This window comes from Bacillus sp. B-jedd (assembly GCF_000821085.1).
In the GTDB taxonomy this organism is placed as follows: domain Bacteria; phylum Bacillota; class Bacilli; order Bacillales; family Cytobacillaceae; genus Bacillus_D.
The window spans coordinates 3,438,775-3,465,691 of the sequence record NZ_CCXR01000001.1; the positions used below are offsets into that span (position 1 = coordinate 3,438,775).

A 26,917-nucleotide genomic window follows, 5' to 3' on the forward strand; every position below is an offset into this window, starting at 1 on the left:
TGCACGAAAAATGGCGGCCCCTCGCCGCCACCTCCAATTCATTCAACAAACTTCCTCAAATCAGCGTCTCTGCCCATTCAGGATAATCGATAAACGGATTTCTGTTACCCTGAATCTCGAATATAGCCGCATTCCTGTGCTTTTCATATTTAGTTACTGGATATTGGTTATGCCAGGCAAGTAAAAGCGCCAGGTTCACTTTGTCACGGATGTCGACGGTTTTATATCTAAGCATGAAATACATGGTCGCTCTTGAAACGATCCCTTTTCCATACTCCGGCTCGAACTTTTTTTCTTCCGCCATTCCGCATCCTTCCCGGATACGGTTTATAGAAACCTCGGGTTCGTATGAAGCGAAATCATGGTAAGGAAAGTTGCTTCTCATCAAGTTACATGAAGGCTCGCAGGCAAAAAGGTGGTGAAGATCTCCGCGCATTGGTTCTTGCCCATCAAACCAGGATTGCGGGACGACATGCTCACAATTAAACAATTGATTTCCGGACAAGGCACCCAATTCATTTTTTTCCAGGCGTTTCAGCAGCATCATGTCGTGGAGTATTGTCTCCGAAACATCCATTCTCCTTCCGGAATAAAGGCTCTTGAGCTCGCCGTTTTCCTGTAAATCCACCCATGGGTAGACATAGCGATGGGGTGCATACGATGGCCTGTTCTTATGTGTACTTTCAATGATGCGTTGAGTATTGTTTTTTAAATCCGATAAATCAATGTCTTTATAGTACTTAAACTTGTCCTGCTGGCCAGTGTATTCATTATAGTAAGGCTTGTCCGCATTATTTTTCAAAAGGCTACGAATCTCGGATGAAAGATTTAGTTGACTCATAACGCCTTCAATAATGCTGCCTGGAATTCATGATCAAAAATCCTCGATAAATGATCTGGTACGGTTAAATATAAGAGCCCGTTCCCTTCAAGCCGCGGTGAGTGGCCGAGCGGGACTGTTCGTTTAATTAGCTGTGCAAAGAGCTCCGACTCCGATAGCTTTCTATCAAAGCTTCTAATTGCAAGAACCTTGATAAGTGCCAATGCTCCTGACACATGCGGAGCAGCCATCGATGTTCCAGATAAGGCAGCATATGTGCCTCCCGGAAAAGTGGACATTATGTTTTCCCCGGGAGCCACCAGGTCGATTTCATTATTGGAATTCGAAAAATCCGAGGAACGCCTTTCCAGATTTATGGAACCTACGCTGACGACTTCGTTATAGCAGCCTGGATAGGCAAATTCATTCGTGTCGTCCTTTCCATCGCCTTCATTTCCGGCGGCACAGACGACAAGTATATTGTTCCGCACTGCGTTCCTGATGGCTTCATGAAGCTCAGGCATATCGTTCGGACCCCCGAGGGACATTGAAATAATGTCCACTTTCTGTTCCACAGCATAATTAATTCCATCTATAATCCATTTATATTGCCCGGAACCGTTCCGGCCAAGAACCTTTATTATCAACAGATTGGCTTCAGGTGCGGTACCGATGACTCCAAATCCATTCGCTCCCGCAGCGATTGTGCCTGCGACATGGGTGCCATGGCCGTTATAATCTTTGAAAATGTCGGGATTTCCTCTATCATCTGAGGTGAAATTCCTGCCCCCGATGATCCGGTCTTTGAGGTCGGGATGGTCTATGTCACAGCCTGTATCCAGCACAGCAACTGTTATGCCCTTCCCCTTCGTTTCACCCCAGATTTTGGGAGCCTGAATTAATTCTACACCTGAAGGAACTTCGTTTACGGTTTCTGTTGTTTCAACCACTTGGTACGGAATGACACGGACATATCGATTCATTTACTTCCCTCCCTTTAAGTTCAGCTGTGAAGTCAAATCTTGTTGTTCACCCATATTATATTATTTGACAGAATATTCAAACAGTTCCATTTGTCCCATGTGCACAACTCTCCAGAAAAGTCATTCTGGGTAAAAATCCCCAGAGAGTTCCCCGACACCCAGCCACTCGCTAAGATCATAAGTACAGCGTTTAGTATGCAGTTGTTTCCCTAACCAAACATCAAATGAAAAATTTTATTTTCCAAAAAAGCTTGGGGACGGTTCTGAGTTTGCGTTTTGGCAAACTCAGAACCGTCCCCAGTCTTCCACTCTGTCAGGTTATGAAAAAGGAGTGAATAATATTGGATTATAGAACGATAAAATGATCGAATTTTACTAGCTTACTTCCTTCTTCATAATGGCAATTATCTACTACATTTGGCAGCCCTTTTAAATTATTGATTATGTTTTTTACGAAATTTTGGCCTGATACATGGGCATGCAAGTATCCGCCGCCGAATCTGGGGTTGATTTCCGAAATCAGATAACCTCTTGCCGTTTTAAAACAATCGATATCGATTGGGCCATTCGCTTTCAGCGCAATGACCAGTTTCTCAATCAACTCTTTTAGGATCGGATCTTTGTAGGAAACCGATTTATCCGTCTCGCCTGACCGCATGGATATTTTCCTTTTCAAAAATAGATTCGTCACTTCATTTGTAATAAAATCGATATAGCAATCCACGCCAAATTCCTCACCTGATATAAAAGGTTGAATCACGATTTCTTCGGCTTTCTCTTGAAAAATAGTAAGCTCCTGAATGGTTGTAACTTTGTGAATCCCAATACTTGCACTGCCTCTTCTCGGCTTTACAATGAGTGGGAATTCCAGTTCATTATGATTTAACTCATCAATAACCTTATCAATATCCGTGTAAGTTGGCACACAAGGAAGATCATGTTCCTGACAAAATTGATACGTCAAATATTTATCAAAACAGGATTTCACAACAGTTTTGTCAGAAACAATGACCTGGATGGAGTTTTTTTCAAACTCCTCTTTACAATTCGCCAGCAAGGTTAACTCGGGATCTATCAAAGACAAGATACCTGTTATCTCGTATTTTTTACATAAATCTATGATGTGACTGATATAAGCAGGATGATCGATACGTGGTACAACTTCATGCAAATCGGCGTGATACAAGGCTGAAGCTGTCGGGTCACAGTCGACCGCCACTACTTTCCCGCCAATCTTATGAAGCTCTTCCTTGAAAAACTCCACTAATTTGGCCCGCCGCCCAGCACTGCAAATTAAAATATTCATTTGTTTATTCCTCTCAAAAGGATTTAAAAACAATACAATTCCTCATTAAAAAATTGCCGGAATGTTTCCTTACGCCTAACTTCATTCAATTCATTACCATCGACTGCCACAATACTGGGCCGTTCTTTTATAAACGGCGGATTGAAAACAATCGTATAGGCCCCAACATTTTCGAATACGATATAATCATTTTTTTGAGGCAAGGCGCCGAAGATGTCATGGGCTAGATAATCTTTTTCCATACACGTATACCCGACAACATGAAAGTTTTCTTTCTGGTTTCCGGAAACTCCATTTTGACGAATAACGTGCATCGGCAAATTCCTTTTATGCATCGTCGGTTTGATATTATGGACGCTGCCATCTACAAGAACAAAATGATTCCCCCGGATGTTTTTGATATCAATGACTTTTGCAATAAAAATTAGGACATTCGCAACCATTGCCAGTCCTGGTTCCAATATAAGCGTCGGCTTATTTTGGAAATCATTGAATTCTTTATTCATAACTTCGCAGATTGGTTGGGCATACTCATCAAAAGTCGGGACAACAGTCTGAAAGGATTTAGGTAGCTCGCCGTAAATACCGCCTCCGATGTCGATGTACTCTAAATCATCAAGAATTGACTCTTTTGCAATTTGGCACAACTTTTCAGTAATGATCCTATACGTTTCTGCCTTTCTTTCGCTTGTCGAAAAATGGCCATGCAAACCTGTGATTTTGATATTTCTAAGTTCTTTTAGCTGCATGACCACGTTTTTAAAATCCCCATTTTCCACAGAAATTCCAAATCTTCCAATTTCGTAACCTGCCTGGTGGGGACTGATGCCATTGTCGGAAATATCAAAGTTGACCCTTATCCCGATTTTTATTTGTTCCATTCGATGTTCCAGGGCATATTCTTTTACAAAATCGGCCTCATAAAAGGATTCGATATTTACAATACTTTCATTATTTAGAGCATATTGAATATCGTCCCTGCTTTTTATCGGCCCGTTAAAGATGATCCGTCTTGGATTCTCGCCAATTTTAATCGCTAAGTCATATTCCAGGCGTGAAACCACTTCGGCATAGGCGCCTAATTTGGATAATTCCTTGCACAAATACGGAAGATAATTGGTCTTGTAGGAGTAGCCAATAATAAAATTTTCATACCTACTTTTAAAGGCATGCTCAATCTTCTTATAGTTTTCTCTCAATTTGGTTACATCCAAAAAATATAAAGAGGAACCGAAGTCCCTCTCTAATTCACACATCTTCTTATAGTCAATTGAAAGAGTATTGATCCAATAAGGTATGGGTTTATTCTCAGCTACATGAACCGGTTTTTTCATCAACCTGTATCCTCCAAAAAAATTTAATAGACCAGTTCCTTTTTTTGATCATTGCTAAATGCAACTCTTTCCGTGAAATACTCTATGACCCGCGAATCAATGTTTTCATCAAACTTTCTTGCAAAATAATCATTCGATTCCTCAATCGCTTGAATATCTGCCACTGATAAATTTTGAGGAGAATTCCGTTCACCCAACGTTTCTCCCCATTTCAAAAACATATGGTTGTTATTGATCACAGCGTGTTTATAAGGAGAGTTCATAATTAATGTGTGAAAAAAGCTTTCATCCGGGACCAATGTATGTTCAAAAAATGTGTAGTACCACGGATTATCTTCCAAAAAGTTCATCATATATTTGGCTGCTTCGAACGAAACCGAAAACCACTGCGAACCTTTATAAAATGAATATTCTTTAGGCCAGTTGTTCGTATTTGGCGTAAGATTTAAACCTTTGCTATAAAAGGTCAGGAGGAGTCTTCTATACAGCCGAATCGGGTGGGCGGCTGTATACCTCCTCCTCGCTGTCTTTGGCCACTTCATCCTCATGAAACCCAAATGCTGATCTTCCATTTTTCTATAGTTCATAAATATTTTTCCGCGATTTTCTGTTAACAAGCTTTTGAAGCCATCTTTCACCAATAAATCCTGGCCGCTTCTCAAGCACACAAAATCATAATCATTTTGTGAAGTTATTACTTCTTTCAACAGAAGGAGCGTCGCATCAACCTGGCCAATATCCCCCCATTCACAATTGACACTTTGCCTTAATACTTTGACATGCGGATTCTTCAATATTTTCCTATTCATATTTTCATAGTTTTTTCTATCGATATGAACAAAGACATCCGCCTGATCATCAGCAATAAGCTGTTGAATAAACTTATTCACTTGATCAGGGTTCTTGTGAATTTGCAGTATATATGCGGTACGCGGGGCGATTCCCATTCGCTATTAGCTCCTTTATGAATGTGTACATAACAGAATATATCGCGAATCCTCCATCAGCAGCGGGTTGCCTCCACCACTGGCTTTTTTACATAATACCGAATGATAAAAAGATAATAAAATCCATATCCACGTAAAGGAGATAGGTTAATAAACCTAACTTCCCGATAGGAAGCCTGTAATAAAGCGGCATAAACATTCTATCTGTTAATCTTATAAACTTCTGATCGTTTCTTTGGTAAAATTCCTTAGCGTTCTTGAGAAGGATTTGGGAAAGACTTTTTCACTTTTTAAAGCATCGTCAAGCGGCTGAAATTTATCCCTTAAATCCACTCTTATGTTTAATTCGTCACTTTCGTCATGATATAGCTTATTTATATATTCTAAAATTTGATCTGGATTGGTTTCCTCTGTAAAAATAATGAACCTTAAATCGGCTAACCATTCGTTATACGTTCCTGCAATTTTATGATTACTGTTTGGTAATACGACACAGGGAGTTTTTTTAATGGCACAAAATATCATTCCATGTAACCTGTCAGTAATGACAACTCCTGTCTTTTTAAAAGCATCAAATAGTTTCATCAATTCTTGCTGGCCCAATTCTTTTGGCAAGTTAGGTATATACGTATCATACGCTTTTACGTTTGCGTATTTCTGTTTAATCGTTTCTATTAGACTCTCTTTCTGCTGCTTTGTTAACTTTTGCTCCTTATCGCTTCGTAAACACAAGATAATGCCGTCTCTCACTGCTTTTGAATCCATATTCTTAAGGGATAATACAATATCTGGAGCCAGATAAACGTGATTGTTTTTAAAACTTTCTTTCATGGTTTCGTACGATGTGGACTCTCTTGCAAAAATGTGCAAATTCGGATGTTTGGAATAAACCTTGATACTTTTCTTTAAGGATTTAACAGTCTTAAAATCAATCGATTGAGGGAATGAGATGATTTTATTTTCCGGAAACAATTTAATGATATAGCGCCTGCTATCCTCCAATACCTGATAAGCGTCTCCCATATTTCCCCCGCCAATAATGGTCAAAATATCTGAGGAACGGATAAAGCTTTTTATTCTTTTTAGGAGATATACGTCATTGGCGTATATGGTCACAATTTTGTGAGATTGAAACTGTTCCTTCAGATAACTGATTTGTGCATATGTTATCGCTATATCGCCGAGGTTTCCATAATCAGCCGCAATGGCAACAAAGATTTTATCTTCAACTTTGGATATGATTGGATAAAAATCTTTGTTAGAAAGGAAATACTTTGAGATTATTTTTAACTTAAAAGGGATTTTTTTTGCCAACATGGATTGGATATGGCTATTCATTAACATTAGTGTTCATTCCCTCTTTACCAAAATGTCTGTGGAAGTGATAACGAAGTGGAATACTTTTATGGTCTTAATACTTTGATAGATTGATTTCTCCATGAAAGGACAGATAAAAAGCGCTGACGATAGAAAAGAATTTGGCAAAAAACTAAACCATGAATATGGACACATATGGAAACTCGTCGTTCTACTCTGTCAAATCAGAAATTTGATTGCCCGAAATGGTTAACCCTTTTATCGCCCCGGTTCCGGATTCGGTTTTGGTTATGCCCCTTTTTCCACCTGAAATTCTATTATTTTTGATTTCAATATTTTCCATCAGGCGATCATTTGCAACAATCTCTACCCCCGATGCATTTCTTACAATATTGTTTTTCATTTTAACGTTACTGGTTATTCCTTTAATAAACAGTGCGTACTCGGCAAAATCCAAAAATGTATTGTCATGAACCACCAGGCCATCGATTCGTTTGTTACCATAAAAGTTATAGTCAGTAAAAATACCGTACTCAAAATTTTCAAATTGATTATTTGAGATCTTTGTGTTCGTAATATCAGTTTCCGATGCAAAAAAACGGACCCCCGAGTATCCCAATCCTCGAAAACGGTTCCGCAAGATTGTTGTATCCTGTGCCCCCGCAGTAATGTGTAAACCATTTTCTTTCGTAGAAATATCATTGTCAAAAATGCGCGTTCTTTTCGACAAGACTCCCCACGTTCCTTCAATTGTAATTCCTCTTTCGGTATCAATCTCATTGTTATTGATTGTTAGGTCTTCATTTTTGATCCAAATCAATATGGATCCAACCTTAAACAGATTATCGTGGACCTTTGCGTTTTTTGTTTCCATCACTAGGAATTGGCCAGTCGGACAATAGATATTGTTATTGTAAAAATCAACTTCATGAAAGAAATTGTCCTCTCCCTGACCGCCTTCCAGTTGGACACAATAGCCTTCAGTATCTGAGCTAAAGATGTTATCCCAAATCTTCGCATGGTAGAAAGACATTTCTTCCCACGGTTCGAAATGAAGGGCAGGGCGCCCGATCTTGGAAGTGCTGACATTATTGAAAATTTGCAGATTGTTAACTTGTTCAAGAACGATATTCGAACGCCGGTTATTTACTAATATATTGTTAGAAATAATCACATAATCGCTTGTCTCAGTCGATCCTGAAATGGAAATCCCATCTCCAACCGCATTAATCATCCTATTATTATCGATCAAGATATTCTTGCTGTCCCACGCAAAAATATCGTGCATATGTTCTATGCCTTTCGGATGTTTTTTCGCATTTCCATCAAAGGTGATATTCTGGATCTTCACATTACTGACACTTTCCAGGTTTACCAACCGGGTAAAATCATCCGGTGCCCGTTTGGATAATTTAAGTATGACTGAATCACGGCTTTCTCCCACCAAGTTTACGTTGGACTTTAAGAATATTGGATGTAAACTATATGTTCCTTTTGGCACATATACTTCACCGCCGCCATTTTTTGCAACAAAGTCGATTGCCTCCTGGAAGGCAGCCGTATCATCACGCTTGCCGTTTCCAGATGCCCCATAATCTTTAACATTCACTTGTAAGGGCGTCCAATTGACTGCTACCGGAATGGTCTTCGCTACTTCCTCGTATGTGACTGTAATAGTCGCAAAACCAGGTCCCTCTGCAGAAATCATTCCACTTTCGTCCACTGTTACTACACTTTCGTTCAATGTTGAATAACTGCTATCTTCTGTTACATTTTTTTTAGAACCATCCGGGTAATTAGCAGTTACAGAAGGCCGAATCCTGTCACCTTTATTTATGCTGAAACTAGTTTCATTCGTAGTTAAATAGACACGGGTGGTACCAGGATGACGACTATCTGAAGAATGATTCATTGCCCTAATCCGATCCTGTTCTTTATTTCCGTTTATGGGGAGATGGTCTTTAAAAACAACAATAAGTGTTAGCAATATAATAAGAAAAAGGATGATTTGATTCTTCCTTTTCAATCTCCTGCCTCCTTCAAACTAAGGCTGTGCAGTAAACAGATGTCTCCGTAATCATTCCTTACTGCGGCTCCGTGAAGCTTAAGGAATAGAGTTACGATTGAAATTATCCTGATAAAGGGAGTGAATTACCTTTAATTGAATGGCTAATGCAGTTTATAACTCTCATCTGTTGTTCTTGTGTCATCGATGACCCGGAAGGAAGGCAAATGCCTTTTTGAAATAATTCTTCCGCGACATGATGGTTTTCGCTATGAGGATAATAGGAAGTATCTTTAAACAGCGGCTGTAAATGAAGCGGTTTCCATAAATAGCGCGCTTCTATATTTTCTTCAGCCAACATCTCCAACAAAGTCGCATTAGAAATACCCGCTGTCTGTTCATCAATTAATAATGCCGTCAGCCAGCGGTTAGAGCGGCTGTTTTCCAGTTCATTCAAAAATGTAATACCAGGCAGTGAGGATAAATGCTTCACGTATTCGTTAAATATGGAGCGTCTGGCCTCTACCCTGTCTTCCAGGACCTTTAATTGAGCCCTGCCAATCCCCGCCAGGATATTGCTCATCCGATAATTATATCCAATCGTACTGTGTTGGTAATATGGGGCAGCGTCCTTTGCTTGTGTAGCCAGGAAGCGGGCTTTATTCATCGCACCCTCGTCATTTGACACAAGCATCCCGCCCCCGGAAGTCGTGATAATTTTATTGCCATTAAACGAATAGATGCCAAAAGCGCCTAATGTACCGCTCGCTTTTCCTTTATAAGTGGACCCGAGCGATTCTGCGGCATCCTCAATAACCGGAACCTCATATTCCCCGCACACTCGAAGGATTTCAGCCATTTTGGCGCTTTGCCCATATAAATGAACGACAATGACCGCTTTGGGCAAATTCCCTTCAAGCGCCGCCTCCTTTAAAGCCCGTTCCAACGCCTGTGGCGACATATTCCAGGTTTCAGGTTCGGAATCAATAAAAATAGGTTCAGCACCTTGATAAAGAATTGGATTCGCACTCGCCACAAAAGTAAACGTTGAACAAAAGACCCGATTCCCCCGGCCGACCTCTAATAGTTCCAGGGCTAAATGAATCGCTGCGGTCCCCGAACTTACCGCGGCCGCAGCATTCACTCCAAGGTAGGAGGAAATTTCCCTTTCAAAAGTATCAACGTTCGGACCTAATGGTGCAATCCAGTTTGAATCAATTGCACTATCGATATAAACTTGCTCATTTCCACTCATATGCGGTGGAGAGAGATAGATTTTTTCTCTATGATTCTCCATTTTACAGCCCTCCGTTAATGTATAAAGAAACAAAAAAACTATCGGCCAGTGACGAGTCGATAGTTGTTCAGAATATGAAATGGCTGTGCTGCTCATATGTTACTAGCTGCTTATTTTAGAATTTCCCTGAAAGTCCGGCATGGTCACATGGCTTTGACTACTTATTCCCTCTGAAATGAGGACCTTCTTCATAGTCAAAAACAAAATTTTTAAATCCAAATAAAAACTTTGATTTTCGACGTACCAAACATCCAACTCAAACTTTTCTTCCCATGTCAGAGCATTTCTGCCATTTACTTGGGCCCAGCCGGTTATCCCTGGTTTTACCAAATGGCGTTTCGCCTGTTCTTCACTATATAATGACAAATATTCAGGAAGTAAAGGCCTTGGACCTATTAAACTCATCTCACCTTTGATCACGTTAATAAGCTGTGGGAATTCATCAAGGCTGAATCGTCTGACCATTTTGCCAAAAGATGTTAACCTTTCATGATCAGGTAATAACCTCCCTTGGGAATCCCGTTCATCCGTCATTGTACGAAACTTATAAAGCTGAAAGATTTCCCCATTTAACCCGGGGCGTTCTTGTTTAAAAAGGATTGGCGACCCTAGTTTTATCCTTATCAATACTGCAGTCAACAACATGAGCGGGAAAAGCAAAATAAGACCCAAAATGGATAATACCAGGTCTACCAATCTTTTCATTTTACACCTCTTGTATTACGGCATTGGGTTACCCATTTTTCAATGCGTATTGCTTGCTGAAATAATATTGATACTCTCCATTTAATATGCTTTCCCACCATTGTTTATTCTCAAGATACCAAAGAATCGTCTGGCCAATTCCATTTTCGAACGTATAGGTCGGTTTCCAGCCCAATGTTTCCATTTTAGTTGGATTTATCGCGTACCGCTTATCGTGGCCTAACCGGTCTGGAACAAATTCAATAAGCTCTTCTGATTTACCGAGAATCGCCATGATGTTTTTCACAATTTCGAGATTTGACCGCTCATTATAACCGCCGACATTATAAATTTCACCGTCCCCGCCCTCGTGTAGGACGAGGTCTATTGCTTTACAATGATCCCAAACATGCAGCCAATCCCGAATATTCTTGCCGTCGCCATAGATTGGTACTCTTTCATTCGTAAGGAGACGTGAAATGGTTAAGGGAATCAGCTTCTCCGGAAATTGATAAGGTCCATAGTTATTGGAACACCGCGTTATATTCATCGGCAGCCCATACGTTTCATGGTAAGCCCTGACCAGTAAATCGGATGAAGCTTTACTTGCACTATAAGGACTATTTGGCTGGAGCGGCGTATCTTCCGTAAATAATGTGTTTGGGTCGAAATCCAATTCACCGTATACTTCATCAGTGGAAACATGGACAAATTTACTCAACCCAATACTTTTTGAGGCATCCAGCAAGACTTGTGTTCCTAATACATTAGTCCGGACAAATACTCCCGGGTCGGTAATCGAACGATCCACATGGCTTTCAGCGGCAAAATGGACGACAAAATCAAACTGTTCCTTTTCAAAAAGCGGGATCATCGTGTCGCGATCAGCAATATCCGCTTTTATAAAGAAGTAATTGTCTCTGTTTTCAATATTCCGGTGCTTCGTTAAGTCACCAGCGTAAGTTAATAAATCAAGATTATAAATATTATATGCTGGGTAGTTGTTCACCATATAGTGAACAAAATTCCCTCCTATAAAACCGGCTCCGCCAGTTACAAGGATTTTTTTTTGCGCCATTATTTCACCTTCTTTAGGTACGGTCAACTCGATACCTAATCCAATTTTTGTTTAGACTTACTTTATTGGACTTCCACTAATTTGTTTTCAAATGCAGCTTGATTGGCTAAACTCAACAGATATTTCCCATACTCAGTTTTCCGCAAAGGCTTTGCCAACTCTATTAACCTTTCCCTGCAAATATATCCTTTTCGGAATGCAATTTCCTCTAAACATGCAACCTTTAAGCTTTGGCGCCTTTCAACGATTTCAATAAAAGTAGATGCTTCGAGTAATGATTCATGTGTTCCAGTATCCAGCCAGGCAAATCCCCTGCCCAATAATTCAACCTTAAGTTTTCCCCTTCGCAAATATTCTTCATTAACAGACGTAATTTCGAGTTCGCCGCGAGCAGACGGTTTAACAGATTTAGCAATTTCGACTACATCATTATCATAAAAATAAAGGCCAGTGACCGCGAATGATGACTTAGGATTTAACGGTTTTTCTTCTATTGAAATAGCCTTGCCCAATTCATCAAACTCCACGACGCCGAAACGCTCAGGATCTTTCACATTATATCCAAACACTGTCGCACCTTCAGACCGTTTCGCAACACGTTCCAATATTTCAGTAAACCCTTGGCCATAGAAAATATTGTCCCCCAAAATCATCGCAACGGAATCATCACCTATGAAATCTTCGCCAATAAAAAAAGCCTGGGCTAAACCGTCCGGGCTTGGCTGTACTCTATACTCTAGGGTGATGCCGAATTGCGAGCCATTGCCTAATAAAGATTCAAACCTTTTTGTATCCTCTGGAGTTGAAATAATTAAGATGTCTTTGATACCAGCAAGCATTAAAGTCGAAAGAGGATAATAAATCATCGGCTTATCATAGACTGGCAATAACTGTTTACTGGTAACCATCGTTAACGGATAGAGTCTCGTTCCATTTCCTCCTGCCAGGATAATCCCCTTCATTTATTAAACTCCCTTCTCAAACAGATTCTTTATGATGGATTTATTAAAGTATTAATTCATTTCCCTTCCTATCAGAAAAGAAAAAATGATTCCGTTCTCCGGGATCACCTTCAATGATTATCTGGCAAATTCGATCAACCTCTTCTATTGGTAAATCTGGATAATGGGGCAGTGTTAAGACTCTCTCGGCGATATAATTAGCAACCGATGTTGTACCAGGACTAAACCGATTTTGATAACAACCAAGGTTATTGGTTAACGGATAAAAGTATTTCCGGGCATGAATATGATGTTCCTTTAATAATTCATGCACTTTATCCCGGCTCAATTTATAATCCTCAAATACCACTGGGAAATAAGCGTAATTGCTTATGACACCTTTCTGCGGCTGAACCAGCTTAATCCCTTTAACATCCTTGAGGTTTTCATAGTATCTTTCCGCGACTGCCTTTCTTTTCAAAATTTCCCGATTGGTGTTACGAAGATTACAAATCCCCATGGCTGCCTGGAATTCATTCATCTTAGCATTTCCGCCAACAAACTCAACTGACTCCGTTCCCGTTATCCCAAAATTCTTGATTTTATTCAGCGTTTTTCTTAGATTTGATTCCCGATACGTTACCGCCCCGCCCTCAATGGTGTGAAAAACCTTTGTAGCGTGAAAACTAAACATTGAAGCATCCCCAAAGTTGGCAACTCCCTCACCATCCACCGTAATCCCGAAAGCATGGGCCGCATCATAAATCACCTTGAGATGATATTTTTTTGCGATCCTTTCAATCTCCCGTACATTGCAAATATTCCCATACACATGAACAGGCAGAATCGCAGATGTTTTTTCAGTTATTAACGATTCAAGTTTACTGACATCGATCGTGAAATCATCTGCATGAATGTCGCAAAAAACGGGTATCAAACCGTTCCTTACAATCGCATGGGTTGTAGAAGCAAATGTAAAGGGGGTCGTAATAACCTCACCGGTTAGATTAAAAGCAGCAATCGCACTTTCCAATGCAAGATGGCCATTCGTAAACAGAGTCACATTTGAAGTATTTAAATAGTGTGCTAACTGCGATTCCAATTGTTTGTGTTTGTCCCCCATATTTGTCAGCCAGCCGCTTTCCCATATATCCTTAATTTCTTCAACATACTCCTCAAAAGAAGGCATAGACGACCTTGTTACTTGGATAGGTTTCATAAAACCCCTCTCTCAACCATGTGATGGATCAAAAAAAGACGCCCCTATTTATCTACAAACATAAGAGTCGCCATTTTACCTGCTTATTTGGATAATATTTTGCTAAAGTGACTAAGTTGATGCATGAACAAAGTGGCTCGTTTTATCACCACATACCAACCCATATTGCTCAAACATGATTTTTATACTCTCTATAGAATTGAACATCATAACATCAATAATCGATAAATTAGCTACAAACTCTTGATTAAATTGATGATAGAATATTTCTCCTGTTTTTAAAAACCTTAATTTTATTCCGTTAGAATCAAAGTCATTCGAAGAATATAAGGCCATACCACCAATCGAATTAATATATTCGTCTGCATTCAGCCGTTTACAAATATCAATAATCTTATCCTGTCCCCGCAACAGGTCATTTTTCTGAAGCCCGGATGACAAAATAAAGGATGTTTCTATTTGTAAATAATTACAAACTTCCTTAATCAAATATGCCAAATATGCTGCTAAATTCTTTTCCTGATATATTATAATTTTCTCGATTAGCGGGAATACTTCATTAAAAAATGGAGCCTTTATATAAGAAGCTTCAAAGGTCTTTAGTAACTTAAGATAATCTGACTCATCATTACTTAGCAGTTCAATTTCATTAATGCGTTTATTTTGACTAACCTTAGACAATAATAAATTTATTTGCTTCGCTTGATTGTTAACTAATATGTTGTTTCGATTAATCCAACCTCGTTTGATAAAATTTACATCATCAAAAATTACAAACGTATCAACTGCATTTATCAATTGCCAGTACCCTATATATGGAAAAAAATAAGGTTGCATGACTGCTAACTTCATATCATCCCCCCGCAACGCTAATGTTATGAGATTTCAATAATAATTCTCTTTTTTATCTGTTCTACTTTTTTTTCACATTCCTCTTTTGATTTACCCTTAACAATTACTTGGCCTAGACAATCTTTCGAACTCTTAAATCCTTTAATTTCATCCCCTGGCTTTTTAAAAAACGTAACTTCTAAAATATCTTCATCTTTAATGCCAGTATATTCGATATTTTTAAGAGTCCCATTTCCATCTTCGGAAAACAGCATACAAGCTAATCCAGCATTAGTTTCTTTATTGCGTTTAGCCCATATTTCTGTAGGATTCTCACCTAACGCCATGGCTATTATCATTTGGTAATAGTTTATTCCAAAATTAATAGAAGTTAATTCAGGAAGGCAATTCGCACCAACTCTACCGGTGAGCTCAATCATATATACTTTTCCATCCTTTACAATAAAATCTACGTTTACAGCACAATTATCAAGGCCTAAAGCTTTTATAGCGCTACGTACACATGCTTCTGTTTGTTTTATTATATCTTCAGAACAATTCAAAGGTACATGGTGCCCGACAGGAATGGCTGTATGACTCATGAAAGTATCATCGCCGTGAGGCATAACAAATAAAACTTCCTCATTATATACAAAAGACTGTGCTCCAAATTCCCATCCTTCTAAAAATTCTTCTATAATACAATAATTCCTTTTAGTATCAAACATCGCATTTCTAAATGCTTCATATGCTTTCTCTACTGAATAAGCAATATAGATTCCCTTACTTCCCTGCAAATCAGTTGCTTTTACGATAACGGGTAACATAAGATTTTTTAGGGCTTGCTTAAGATCACCTTCAGATGATACTTTATAAAATTTAGCTGTGCTAATGCCATTATCCATCAATACACTTTTCATCTTAAGCTTATCCTGGCAAAGCTCCGCAGCATTTTCATTTAATCCAGCCAAAGATAACATTTCACAGGATTTTCCTAAAGCAGTAAGTCCAAGATCTGAACAACTTGTCGCTATACCATCTAACTTTAAATCTTTAGCCTTTGACAACACCTCATCTTGATTGGAAATATCCATTTCACAAATTTCATCGGCAAGTTTTATTCCCGGAGGATTATTATAAGGCGTTGTTCCAACTATAGCAGTGATGCCCATTTCTTTTGCAGTCTTTATTAACCCCACTTGTCCTCTACCAGCACCTATAATTAACAACCGCTTACTTTTAGTCATCATAATTATCTCCTTTTAGTTTAATTACTATATTGACTTTTATTTGATCCTTTATTTATAGAGGGAGGAGGCCATTTGATGGGGGGTATTTTCAAGACTACATTTAAATCTACCAAACTTTTAAACTTATTAAGCACAAATGCAAGGATTCTATGTAATACCCTTGCTCTGTTGCATATTGATATGACACCTTGTGCTAACGTAAGAGAATAAAAAACACATCTACTTAACAAGATGGGGATATCTTCTGATTCAACATTAGGTAATGTCTAATGTTGCACAATTTTTTCTTTTCGCTTAATTTTTTTACCGTTTATTTTCAGTGTATCTTTTATTGTAGATGTTAAGTAATGGAAACACTCTAATTTAAATAGATGAGCCAACATGGCATAAAGGATAACCCCCATAATGATTTGAATTGCCATTGTAAGTTCGTCTGACAGAGCCAGCCATCTGACATGATAAACAGCAGCCCCCATTGCTATGGATAAAAAAAACGATGGCATGATATCATACCATTGTTCCTTGTAGCTATAGTTAAGCAACTTTAAATTAGGATAAGCATTAATAAAACTAGAAATGATGCCACTAACTAACATACCTAACGCCATGGAATATATACCCCCGAAAACAGTGAATCCTAAAATAATTAGTCCAATGATTTTTTTTACTATTTCAAGTTTCAAAAAGATATCACTCCGCCCCAACGCCTTAATCGCCTGAAGATTTGCCGTATGAATCGAATATAAAGCATAGGATGCGCAAAAGATTTGTAGGAATGGTACAGCAGGAAGCCATTTTTCTGTTAGGACGATTTTCACTAATGGTTCAGCTACAACAGCCAGACCGACCATCATGGGAAACAAAATAAATGAGCCCGTAACAATCGATCTGCGCATCATACTCTTTACTTTTTGTGCATCCTCCTGATGAAATGATAAAGCCGGCATCATGACTGACTCTATGGATCCATTGATGTTAATGATAATGAGACTAGGAAACATTTCCCCTCTATTATAAAAAGCCAACATCGCCGGGCTAAACATTTTTCCGATAATGAGACTTCGTATATTTGAATACAGAGTATCAATTAATGATGATATTAAAATTTTCCACCCATATGAAAATAAATTTTTTACTTTTTCAAATGAAAAAAGGAACTTAGGTTTCCATTTCACAACCAACCATAGGATGGTGGTTATTGCGAATTGAGCAGTTAATTGCTGCCCTACCAATGCCCATATCCCATAACCTGCATAAGCCATTACTACACCTACTGGCCCCGAAATGATGACCGATCCTAAACTGCTAATGAACAGTTTTTTAAATTCCAGGTTTTTCTGAATCACGGCAATCTGGATTGAATTAAAAACCCCGAAAAACAAGGTCAATGCCAGAACCCTCAACACCATCATTAATTGAGGTTCTTCAAATAATACGGCTAAAAAAGGAGCTGTAAAAAAAAGAACAAAATACAGAACACTAGCACTGAATAGATTCAAGTAAAAGGCCGAGTAAAAATCAACTTCATCAGCATCTTTCTTTTGAATTAGTGCTGTGGTAAAACCTCCTTGAACCAAAACACTACAAATAGTGATAAAAATTACAGTAAGCGTCAGTTTTCCAAATTCCTCCGGACTAAGTAGACGAGCTAACACAATCGACACAATAAATTGTATTCCTTGCACTCCACCTCGTTCTAATAACTTCCAGAACAAAGATGAAATAACACTGGCTCTTGTCACTTCCATGTTCATATCATTAATTTCCTTTTTATTTTTAACAAAGACATTAAGATACTAGGAAAATGCCATTGTAAAAACCACCTAACCTTGGTCTTATAATTAAACTCTGAAAAGATGAATCTATATTCATCTTCAAAAGCTTCTTTAAATTTTTCCTGCTTTAATAAAAGATCAAACTGATTACGTTTCTTTGTTCGAATGATAATGTCTTTATACTTAAAACCTGTATATTGATTTATTTCATCGAGCATATTTGAAATGGTATCAAAGTGCTTTTTAAAACTTTCAATATTGGAAAGGTTTTTTTCCGTCCATGAACCACTAACCCATAATCGATAAGCTGACATATATTCATCCAAATAATAAACTGTACCTTGCAAAGCTAAATATATTGTTAATGGATAGTCACTAACATTAACCTTATTAAAAAATTCGGGAATATTTTGTGCAAGTTTTGTTTGATAAAACATTGAATTTGTCATGAATAAAGCTCCGCCATATTCGATAACTTCCTCTACGGTATAGACTTTATTTCCTCTGTTTGGCCGGCACCGGTTTATTATTTTCTTATCTGATGCTGACACCATGTTACCAGCATGAACACATAAGCTGCATTCAGGATGCCTTTCCATAAAATCTACTTGTTTTTGTATTTTATATGGATCTGTCCAATAATCATCTCCTTCGCAAATCGCAGTATACTTTCCCTTTGCTCTTGCAGCGTTAGGCATAAATATTTTTTTCCCCTGTGAATATTGATTAAAAGTCTGATAGATAGGTTTTATGATATCTGGATATTTCTTTTCATATTCTCTAATGATTTCTGCCGTTCCATCTGTCGATGCATCATCGTGGATTAATATTTCAAAGTCAAAGTTTGTTTTTTGCATTAAAAAACTTTCAATTGCATCTGCAATATAGTCTCTATGATTGTAAGTAATACAATTTATACTTACTACTATATTTTTCAATTTGGTTAATCCCCTTTTCTATGCCATCTTCTATACTAAAAAAGCCCAAGGTATCATAACAACCTCTTCCTTTTCATTATGACGCTTTTTACAATAGGGGTTTTTATAAGCGTGACCAGTGAGTTAAATCCAAACATGGATAGCACCACTATCATTTTGCTGAGAGGATGAATATTTTGATTCTTGATTTTTTGTATACCATTAGTCTTTATTTCTTTAAGCAGCTTTCTTCCGCTTGCATCGAAACTTGCTGAGGAATTCAAAATTTTATCTACCAAGATATCGAAGATCAACCTGCATTTCACATTAAGAATTCTGCTGTCCAATGTTTCCTGCAAATGATGATACTTTTTATTTATTGTAATAAACATTTCAATTTCGTTTAATGCCTCTAATTGGTGGAATTGATTTAAATGAAACCCGCGTCTTAATATGCTCCCGTCTCTCTGAACATAGAAGTAGAGCGGTCGATCAGTAAATCCAATTTTATTAGCTTTTGCAAACAATTTATAAGTTGTAAAAACATCTTCATAAATCTTACCTACTGGATATGTTATATCTGTAAACAGCTCGGATTTATATAATTTATTCCATGCATAATCATGAAAATACTTCCCTTGAATTAAATACTTGAATGCCGTTTCATGATCAATAACTTCTTCTATATCGGAGGAGATGCTAATTTCTCTATCAGAATATTTCCTGACAACTCCACAAACTGATATATCACATTCTTTTTCTAAACAGAGATTGATTAATACTTCCAGCATATTTTCTGCAATATAATCATCACTGTCCACGAAACTGATATAGTCTCCGGTAGCGTGCTCTATACCAACGTTTCGAGCATCGGAAAGCCCTCCATTTTGTTTATGGATAATTTTGATCCGGTTGTCTTTATCTTTATACTCATCACTAATAATGGGACAACTATCTGTCGAGCCATCATTCACCAAGATGATTTCTAAATTTTTATAGGATTGATGACAGATACTATCGATGCATCTTCTCAAGTATTCCTCGACATTATAGATAGGTACGATGACACTAATTTTTATTTTCATCTTGCCACTCGCTTTATGTTTAAAATTTTCGCTGTAAATAAGATGAACCTTGTATTATTTGTTTTCAAAATTAGCTCTATGATCCTTGTGGAAAAATCTTCAAATTGACTATTGTTTAAACTTTTTTTTATGTTGTCTCTGGATAGAAGTTCTTTTATGATTTCCAGTTTTTTTTTATAGGTCAAATCACAATTCATTTTGTAAAAGTCCATAAAATAGGCCATGATATCTCTGATTAAAAATCGATCAATCATGGCTTGATTTTCTTTTAATAATCCCCAGTACGACAAGAGGTTTCTAATTTCCATAAGGAGGGCATATCGAACATCAAACCGGTTTAACCGAAAACGCGACACAAGCCCTTCCCCCTTTTTCACACAATAGTTCACTAAAGCCATGTTTAAAATTTTTACGTGTTCAATATCCCTAATGACAGATAGATTGAACTTTAAATCCTCGCCAATGTTTAAATCTGCCGGGAACATTATTTCCTTTTCTTTTAAGTAGCTAGTTAAATAAACCTTATTCCAGGGAGCGTTAATCATTTCGTTGCGTATTAATGAAACGGCATATTCCCTGAATCTATGTTGGTCATGGAAAGTGAACACCTGTTCACTCGGCAGTAAACAATCGGTGTATTTATTTTCAAAATCGACATTGTAACCGAAGATCATCATTTCGGTGTCAGGGCTTAAGTTTGCAGCCACTTGTTCAAGTGCCATTTCTGCATAATAATCATCTGCATCCAAGAACGTAATATACTTTCCTTTTGCTTGTTCAATGCCTACATTCCTTGCATAGCTGACTCCGGAATTTTCAATGGAGAAAAGCCTTATTCCTGGTTCATTTCGCGCGATATTTTCACAGAATTCAAGACTGCGGTCATTGGAGCCGTCATTGATCACGATGATTTCGACATCCTTGAAATCCTGGGATAAAATACTGCCAATGGCACGGCTGATTGTTTCTTGAGCATTGTATACTGGAATGACAATGGATAATAAAGGAGTGCCCATCAACTTGTTTCCCCTTTACTTTTTAAAACTAGAAAATAAAACAGAATATAGTAGAACCAAAGGACTGTGCGACGTAAATCATTAATCCCTAAGCCATACGCGACTAAAGAAATGACCGAGCATAAAATAAAGGTATTCACATAGGTGTTTTTCGTTAAATTTGTGACCATCAGGATATAGGCCAATCCCCCGGCGATCCCGCCTTGAGTCAATATTTGCAGGAATGTATTATGAGCTTCATATCCAGCAAATATATCATCGCCTGAATATGAACCAGGTCCCAGGCCGAAAACAGGCGAATAGAGCCAGGCTTTAATGGCATTACCCCAAATGACGAGCCTATTCTCTCCATTGGTATCACCATGAAAGAAATCATTGATAAAGGTAATGATCATTTCATAATTGAACAATAAAACGAGAATAAGGATGGAGAATAGCGCGATGATTAGGCCGTAAGAACGATGTAGTTTATGAACAGACTTCACTGCCGTAACCATACAAAAAATGAGAGTTGCAATCGCCCACGCCGCCACCAATGTAGAAGAAGTCGTTGACATTCCTATTGAAATACTTAAAACAATCCCTGCTAAAGCAAGGATTTTTACGGTCAACTGTTTTTCAATGGTCATGATATACAACCCGATAAATGGAAAGGGAGCGATGAAGTAGGCAAATTGGTGGTAGTCGTTAGCAAATGGAGAAAAAATCTCAGCGCCACCGTATGTTAAACTAAACCCCAATAAAACAGTCCTGCCTTGCAAATAGAGAAAAAACAAGGTACCTATTACAAATAATCCGCCGAAATAAAGAAAACGCACTAAGCTGTATAAGCTGGCAAAATCGCTCTTTTTAAAGAAAGTTTCAAATGTAAAACATAAAAATAGGATTACAATGTAGGCCTGATAATCAAATTTCACATACTGGGGCGCAATTCCTAAAAAGGTATTAACCGCATAACCGAATGTCATGAAACCTAGAAAGGCGACCCAAAATAAAGAAAAGAAATGATGGTGAAACGATACGAGAATGGTCTTTTGGCCAACCAGCTGGCTCAGACAAAAAAATAATAAAACTAGCTCTCCAAGGCCAAACGCACCAAACCTTAGTGATGTGAAACCAAAAAACAAGACCATGGTCAATATAAGAATATTTTGCGGACTAAATAGTACATAATGTCCCTGCTTCAGTTTATTTTCCATACGAACACCTTTATGAAATTGTTTTTGTAAACATTTGCTCATTTCCTTGATTGTTCAACCCATAGATCTCCACAAGCTGATCAACCACTTGTTTCACATCATATTGCTTAATAGATTCATACGCATTGGAGCCCATTTTCTCTAAAAAATCTCTGTTTCGGTAAAGAACTTCTATTCTTTGGGCTGTTTCAGCCGCATCCTCAACATTTACCAAAAATCCGGTCACCTTATCTTTAACTAAATCACGAATCCCTCTAATCTTTGTCCCGATTACTGGTTTCCTGCAGGCCATCAATTCCATGATATTTCTTGGCAGCCCTTCCCGATAGGACATAAGGATGCCAAGATCACTCGCTGTTATCAACGCTGTTATATCATCCCGATTCCCCAGGAAATGAATTCGATCTTCCAACTCCCTTTCCAAAAGCTCCATTTTAAGTCTCTCAAGAAGCGGGCCATCTCCGGCACAAATCACTTTTACATGGATCCCTTTTTGCTTGAGAATGTTTACAGCATCTATCACTTGTTTATGATTTTTATTTTTGTTCACTTCAGCAATCATGATGATGACGAAATCATCTTCGTTTAAGTTTAGAGCCCTTCTGACCTCATTTCGATCGTATAAATCAACACGATAAGAAGCTAAGTTTACGCCAACACCGTTGGCCAGATGAGTTCCCTTAACCTTGAACCTCTTTGCCCGCTCATAATCTTCCGTGTTCATCGTAATGATCGTGTCCGTATAGCGAGCCATCACCTTTTCGATAGGATAATAAATCCCCCAATTGACGAGCGGCGCTCCCTTATAAAAATGGAACCCATGGGCCGTGTAAATCGTTTTCAGTTTGGGGAATCTTAGCTTTAAAAGCCTTCCGTACAATGCGGCAATTGGCGTATGAACATGGACGATATCATAGTTGATTTGTTTCTGGATCCTCATCAGGCCAATAAAAGCCTTTCCGTTCACCGGATGCAATGGGTTTCTCGTAAAAGGAACATCAAAAAACCTGACCCCGAGATTGGCCAGGTTTTGATCGGCTTCTTCATCGATTGAACAGGCACAGTCGATGATATTGCCTTCATTTATAAGTTTTTCAATATGAGGAACTAAAAAAGAATTGATCGTTCTGCTCAAGGTCGTGATATAGAGGATTTTTCTCACTTCGATCACCAGCCTTAGTTGATCTTCACTTTCTTTCTCAAAAATATCCCATAACTTTGTAACTGATATAAACGGTCTCCCATTCGTGCAGCTGGAATCCGACTTCCCGTAATAAAAATCCCCTAAACCGAAATGGATAAAAGCCGCTTTGAAGCCACTTTCCCATTTGCAATCAGCAATAGTTTTTCTCTAAGTTCCTCTTTTTCTAAATCAGCAAATGTTTCAATTAAATGATTGATTTCATCAATATATAATTCCGACCTTTTCCCGATATAAATTTTTGGATAGATTTGCTTTTCATGAACTTCCTCCTCTTTGAGCAGCTCCTCGTAAAGCTTCTCACCAGGCCGTATTCCCGTGAATTCAATTCCAATCTCCTCGACTGAATTTCCTGACAGCTTGATGAGGTTTTTAGCCAGGTCGACAATCTTGACGGGTTCACCCATATCCAACACAAAGATCTCTCCCCCTTTTGCTAAAGAACCGGCTTGGATCACCAGCCTTGAAGCTTCGGGAATCGTCATAAAGTAACGGATCATGTCAGGATGAGTAACCGTTACAGGGCCGCCCTTTTCAATTTGGCGCTTGAATAAAGGAATCACACTGCCCCGGCTTCCGAGTACATTGCCAAATCTTACAGTCACAAATTTTGTGGAGCTAACGCGGTCCATTCCTTGAATGATCATTTCGGCCAGGCGTTTGGTTGCTCCCATTACACTGGTTGGATTGACTGCTTTATCTGTAGAAATCATCACAAAAGTTTTTACGCCATTTAAACTGGCCGCCTTTGCTACATTCATCGTACCGATCACATTATTCTTTAATGCTTCCTCAGGATTCCGTTCCATGAGCGGTACATGCTTATGGGCGCCCGCATGGTAAACAACATCGGGCTTATAGTTTTTCATAATCGTATTCATTTTATCTGCATCCCGCAGGTCGGCTATTTCCGTAATGAATTCTATTGAAGTTGGCTGTTTAGACTCAATCAATTCCATTTCAATTGAATAAATGCTGTTTTCTCCATGGCCTAACAAAATAAGGCGTGACGGTCGAAAGGCCACGATTTGCCGGCATATTTCAGAACCAATCGAACCCCCCGCGCCGGTAACAAGAACCGTTTTTTCGGTCAGATATTCTGTGATATTCGCGATATTGAGCTTAATTGGTTCCCTGCCTAACAAATCTTCTACTTGAACATCACGAAATTGGCTGACAGTTACCTTCCCTGAAACCAAGTCCTCAAGCATAGGCAAAATTTTCGTTTTTGCAGTTGTTTTTGCACATTCTTGAAAAATAGCATTCAGTTCCTTTTTCTGAAGCGAAGGGATTGCGATAACAATATTTTCGACATTGCATTTCTTCACAATGGATTCGATTTGATTTGTTCCACCAACAACAGGTATGCCAAAGATATCAAGGTTATGCTTTTTGATATCGTCATCAATAAATCCAACCGGAACAAGTTCCGTATCGCGATTTTGCAAAAGCTGCCTCGCCACCATTGATCCAGCTGCCCCTGCACCTATGATCAGCGTTTTCTTCTTGTTGCCCTCTCTGTTAATAAAAGAATCCCGGAACACTCTCCAGCAAAATCTCGATCCGCCTATGAGGAAAATATGTAAAAGCCATGTTACGGCCAAGAGTCTGAAAGATATCTGATGAATAATTAGCTGTTGAAATAATAATGCTGCAAGGATGGATCCCGTTACTACTTTTAATATAATAATAAGCTCCCCAATACTTGCATACTCCAAGGCTTTTTTATACAAATGAAATTTGAACGAAAGAATATGATGGCTGATGAGAATTGTAAGTGCTGTTAAGACAATTGGGACTGTCACTACATGGACTGTCGCATTCACCAGGAATCTACTAAAAAAAACAGCGGTTAATACAATGCAAGAATCTGCAAAAATAAAAAAAGACAACCTTTGTTTATATGTCATTTTCACACCCCTTAGTTAATTGATTCGAATTTTTATGGTTGGTGAACGGCTGTCAAATTTATTAAATGCATTTACTCCCTTTAACTCTTTTCTAAATGTCCGATAAAAGAACTAGGTGAATAGTTTAAATGCTTTTTTAATGGGTTTTATGTAGACGTTAAAGCTCATAAACATATACTCCTAATGGATTGTCATTAAAATCTTTCATTATTAGATCTTAAGAAGACCTATTAATGAAAGATTTTAATAAAATATGGGGCATTTAACCCCTCCTCACATCATACTCTCGACGACCGGCGTCTAAGGTTTCTTCCAACCCACAGCATGACCGAGTACCTCCATTGTTAACGGTAAGGAGATATCACCTAGTTTCGCCATCGTTTTATATAGTATTAGTTTATTCTTTATTAAGAACAAAATAGTCGAAAAAAAAACTCAATTTATCCTTCAATTAGTCTCATTTAAAATAATTCCTAATAATTTTGTTTTACAGTGTTTCAATTGTTTCTTTACTTTAATCATGTCCTCACTTTTTGTTTTTCCAGACCGAATGACAATGATTAAACCATCGCATTGATTTGCTAAAATTTTCGCGTCAGAAATCTCCAATATTGAGGAAGTGTCTAATAAGACCACTTCGTATAAGCCGGCTAACCTGTGAATAAGCGATTCCATATTTACAGAGCCAAGCAGCTCTGCAGGATTTATAGGAACTGGTCCACTAGGTAAAAGGTCTACCCCATTTATACCCGTGTCTGCAACCGCATCCTCAAACCTGACTCTTCCATTTAGCACAGTGCTTAACCCTATAGAATTGTTCACTTTAAAAGAAAAATCGAGGATTGGATTTCGTAAATTCGCATCAATTAGTAAAACCTTTTTTCCTTGCTGCGCCAATGATATGGCAAAATTCGCGGCAACCGTTGACTTCCCTTCCTGCCCATTTGCAGATGAAATCATAATCGTTCTTGCATTTTTGCAATCAATTGAAGAAAGATAGTTTGTACGAATGGTCCTGAATTGTTCAGATATATTAGAAGTTGGGGCAGTGGCAGCCACCAGACTAACTTTCATATTTAGAAAGGACATTTTACTCTTTGTTAGTTTCAAGAGAATGCCTCCTTATTCCGATTTTCTCTCGAATATTTTTTTTTTGAGCGGTGGTTTTCTTATTCATTTTTGAAACATTCCCTAATACGGGGGCCTCTAGTAATTGTTCTGCCAACGACTCCGTTCTTACCGTGTTATCCATGAAATCCAATAAGAAAATTAACCCCATACCTGCAATAATCCCAATAATAAAGCTAAGCACAATTTTATTTCCATGATTGATATTAATAGGTGCGGAATTGATTTTGGCTTCGGAATAAATTCGAATATCATCCAATCCAAACGTTTTTTCCATTTCACGTTTAAATACATTTGCAGCAATATTGGCAATATCTGCTGCCTTTTCTGGTTTTGAATCAATTACAGAAATTTCTACTATTGATGAACCTCCAATACTTCCTGCAGAAATTCGCTGGCTTAACTCTTCGGGGCTTGTATTTAGATCCATCTCTTTTACTACATGCTCCAAAAAACCTGGTTCTTTTATCATTACCATGAGAGTGTTCATAAGTTTATCATCTGTATTCACAATCAGTTTAGAAGATGTTTTGTAAAGAGGGTTCGTGATATAGAAACTATAAAGACCGCCTAGAGTGGTAGAAATAATGCTAACTATAATTAGAATCCAAAGACGATTCCTAATAATGTTCAATAGTTTTTTTATATTGATTTCTTTGTCCACATTTTTTCCC

Annotated in this window: 23 protein-coding genes; all 23 read right to left on the bottom strand. The window is 38.1% G+C overall.

Annotated elements, in window-relative coordinates:
• Positions 1–55 precede the first annotated feature (55 nt).
• The 23 genes from BN1002_RS16975 to BN1002_RS17085 all read right to left on the bottom strand — a co-directional run bounded on the left by BN1002_RS16975 (position 56) and on the right by BN1002_RS17085 (position 26,907).
• Positions 56–841, bottom strand: a complete 786-nt coding sequence (locus tag BN1002_RS16975; protein WP_048826719.1) for an endonuclease I family protein — start codon at positions 839–841, stop codon at positions 56–58.
• The gene (locus BN1002_RS16980) at positions 838–1,803 is read right to left on the bottom strand and encodes a S8 family peptidase (protein WP_048826720.1); all 966 of its coding nucleotides are present in this window, start codon (positions 1,801–1,803) and stop codon (positions 838–840) included. The genes BN1002_RS16975 and BN1002_RS16980 overlap by 4 nt, the downstream gene beginning before the upstream one ends.
• A gap of 346 nt (positions 1,804–2,149) precedes the next feature.
• Positions 2,150–3,109: an ATP-grasp domain-containing protein gene (locus BN1002_RS16985; protein ID WP_048828020.1), complete on the bottom strand. Its 960-nt coding sequence runs from the start codon at positions 3,107–3,109 to the stop codon at positions 2,150–2,152.
• A 23-nt stretch (positions 3,110–3,132) separates the two neighbouring features.
• Complete coding sequence (locus BN1002_RS16990; protein WP_082036387.1) at positions 3,133–4,443, bottom strand: type III PLP-dependent enzyme domain-containing protein; 1,311 nt, start codon at positions 4,441–4,443, stop codon at positions 3,133–3,135.
• Between the two features lie 23 nt (positions 4,444–4,466).
• Positions 4,467–5,390, bottom strand: a complete 924-nt coding sequence (locus BN1002_RS16995; RefSeq protein ID WP_048826721.1) for a beta-1,6-N-acetylglucosaminyltransferase — start codon at positions 5,388–5,390, stop codon at positions 4,467–4,469.
• A 213-nt stretch (positions 5,391–5,603) separates the two neighbouring features.
• The gene (locus tag BN1002_RS17000) at positions 5,604–6,734 is read right to left on the bottom strand and encodes a polysaccharide pyruvyl transferase family protein (protein WP_048826722.1); all 1,131 of its coding nucleotides are present in this window, start codon (positions 6,732–6,734) and stop codon (positions 5,604–5,606) included.
• Positions 6,735–6,918: 184 nt separating this feature from the next.
• Positions 6,919–8,733, bottom strand: coding sequence for a right-handed parallel beta-helix repeat-containing protein (locus BN1002_RS17005; RefSeq protein WP_048826723.1), 1,815 nt, complete (start codon positions 8,731–8,733; stop codon positions 6,919–6,921).
• 103 nt (positions 8,734–8,836) lie between these two features.
• Complete coding sequence (locus tag BN1002_RS17010) at positions 8,837–10,009, bottom strand: DegT/DnrJ/EryC1/StrS family aminotransferase (protein WP_048826724.1); 1,173 nt, start codon at positions 10,007–10,009, stop codon at positions 8,837–8,839.
• Positions 10,010–10,111: 102 nt separating this feature from the next.
• Positions 10,112–10,714, bottom strand: coding sequence for a sugar transferase (locus tag BN1002_RS17015; RefSeq protein ID WP_048826725.1), 603 nt, complete (start codon positions 10,712–10,714; stop codon positions 10,112–10,114).
• Between the two features lie 28 nt (positions 10,715–10,742).
• A complete protein-coding gene (rfbB, locus tag BN1002_RS17020) occupies positions 10,743–11,771 on the bottom strand; it encodes a dTDP-glucose 4,6-dehydratase (RefSeq protein ID WP_048826726.1) in 1,029 nt (342 codons plus the stop codon).
• 62 nt (positions 11,772–11,833) lie between these two features.
• Positions 11,834–12,733, bottom strand: coding sequence for a glucose-1-phosphate thymidylyltransferase RfbA (rfbA, locus tag BN1002_RS17025; RefSeq protein ID WP_048826727.1), 900 nt, complete (start codon positions 12,731–12,733; stop codon positions 11,834–11,836).
• A gap of 43 nt (positions 12,734–12,776) precedes the next feature.
• A complete protein-coding gene (locus tag BN1002_RS17030) occupies positions 12,777–13,931 on the bottom strand; it encodes a DegT/DnrJ/EryC1/StrS family aminotransferase (protein ID WP_082036278.1) in 1,155 nt (384 codons plus the stop codon).
• Between the two features lie 111 nt (positions 13,932–14,042).
• Positions 14,043–14,783, bottom strand: a complete 741-nt coding sequence (locus tag BN1002_RS17035; RefSeq protein WP_048826728.1) for a WbqC family protein — start codon at positions 14,781–14,783, stop codon at positions 14,043–14,045.
• A 23-nt stretch (positions 14,784–14,806) separates the two neighbouring features.
• The gene (locus BN1002_RS17040) at positions 14,807–16,012 is read right to left on the bottom strand and encodes an ATP-grasp domain-containing protein (protein WP_048826729.1); all 1,206 of its coding nucleotides are present in this window, start codon (positions 16,010–16,012) and stop codon (positions 14,807–14,809) included.
• Between the two features lie 266 nt (positions 16,013–16,278).
• Positions 16,279–17,766 (bottom strand): lipopolysaccharide biosynthesis protein, encoded by a 1,488-nt coding sequence (locus tag BN1002_RS17045; RefSeq protein WP_048826730.1) that lies wholly within the window; start codon positions 17,764–17,766, stop codon positions 16,279–16,281.
• Positions 17,763–18,725 (bottom strand): glycosyltransferase family 2 protein, encoded by a 963-nt coding sequence (locus BN1002_RS17050; RefSeq protein WP_082036279.1) that lies wholly within the window; start codon positions 18,723–18,725, stop codon positions 17,763–17,765. Before BN1002_RS17050 ends, BN1002_RS17045 begins: the two co-directional genes overlap by 4 nt.
• Before the next feature lie 53 nt (positions 18,726–18,778).
• Positions 18,779–19,789 carry a glycosyltransferase family 2 protein gene (locus BN1002_RS17055; RefSeq protein WP_052445651.1) on the bottom strand — a complete coding sequence of 337 codons (1,011 nt, stop codon included), beginning with the start codon at positions 19,787–19,789 and terminating at the stop codon, positions 18,779–18,781.
• A complete protein-coding gene (locus tag BN1002_RS17060) occupies positions 19,786–20,805 on the bottom strand; it encodes a glycosyltransferase family 2 protein (RefSeq protein WP_048826731.1) in 1,020 nt (339 codons plus the stop codon). Before BN1002_RS17060 ends, BN1002_RS17055 begins: the two co-directional genes overlap by 4 nt.
• Positions 20,805–22,004, bottom strand: a complete 1,200-nt coding sequence (locus BN1002_RS17065; RefSeq protein ID WP_048826732.1) for an O-antigen ligase family protein — start codon at positions 22,002–22,004, stop codon at positions 20,805–20,807. Before BN1002_RS17065 ends, BN1002_RS17060 begins: the two co-directional genes overlap by 1 nt.
• Before the next feature lie 10 nt (positions 22,005–22,014).
• Positions 22,015–23,166, bottom strand: coding sequence for a glycosyltransferase family 4 protein (locus BN1002_RS17070; protein WP_048826733.1), 1,152 nt, complete (start codon positions 23,164–23,166; stop codon positions 22,015–22,017).
• 122 nt (positions 23,167–23,288) lie between these two features.
• Complete coding sequence (locus BN1002_RS17075; protein ID WP_048826734.1) at positions 23,289–25,115, bottom strand: polysaccharide biosynthesis protein; 1,827 nt, start codon at positions 25,113–25,115, stop codon at positions 23,289–23,291.
• Positions 25,116–25,562: 447 nt separating this feature from the next.
• A complete protein-coding gene (locus tag BN1002_RS17080; protein WP_048826735.1) occupies positions 25,563–26,225 on the bottom strand; it encodes a CpsD/CapB family tyrosine-protein kinase in 663 nt (220 codons plus the stop codon).
• Positions 26,206–26,907: a YveK family protein gene (locus tag BN1002_RS17085; protein WP_048826736.1), complete on the bottom strand. Its 702-nt coding sequence runs from the start codon at positions 26,905–26,907 to the stop codon at positions 26,206–26,208. Before BN1002_RS17085 ends, BN1002_RS17080 begins: the two co-directional genes overlap by 20 nt.
• Between the last annotated feature and the right edge of the window lie 10 nt (positions 26,908–26,917).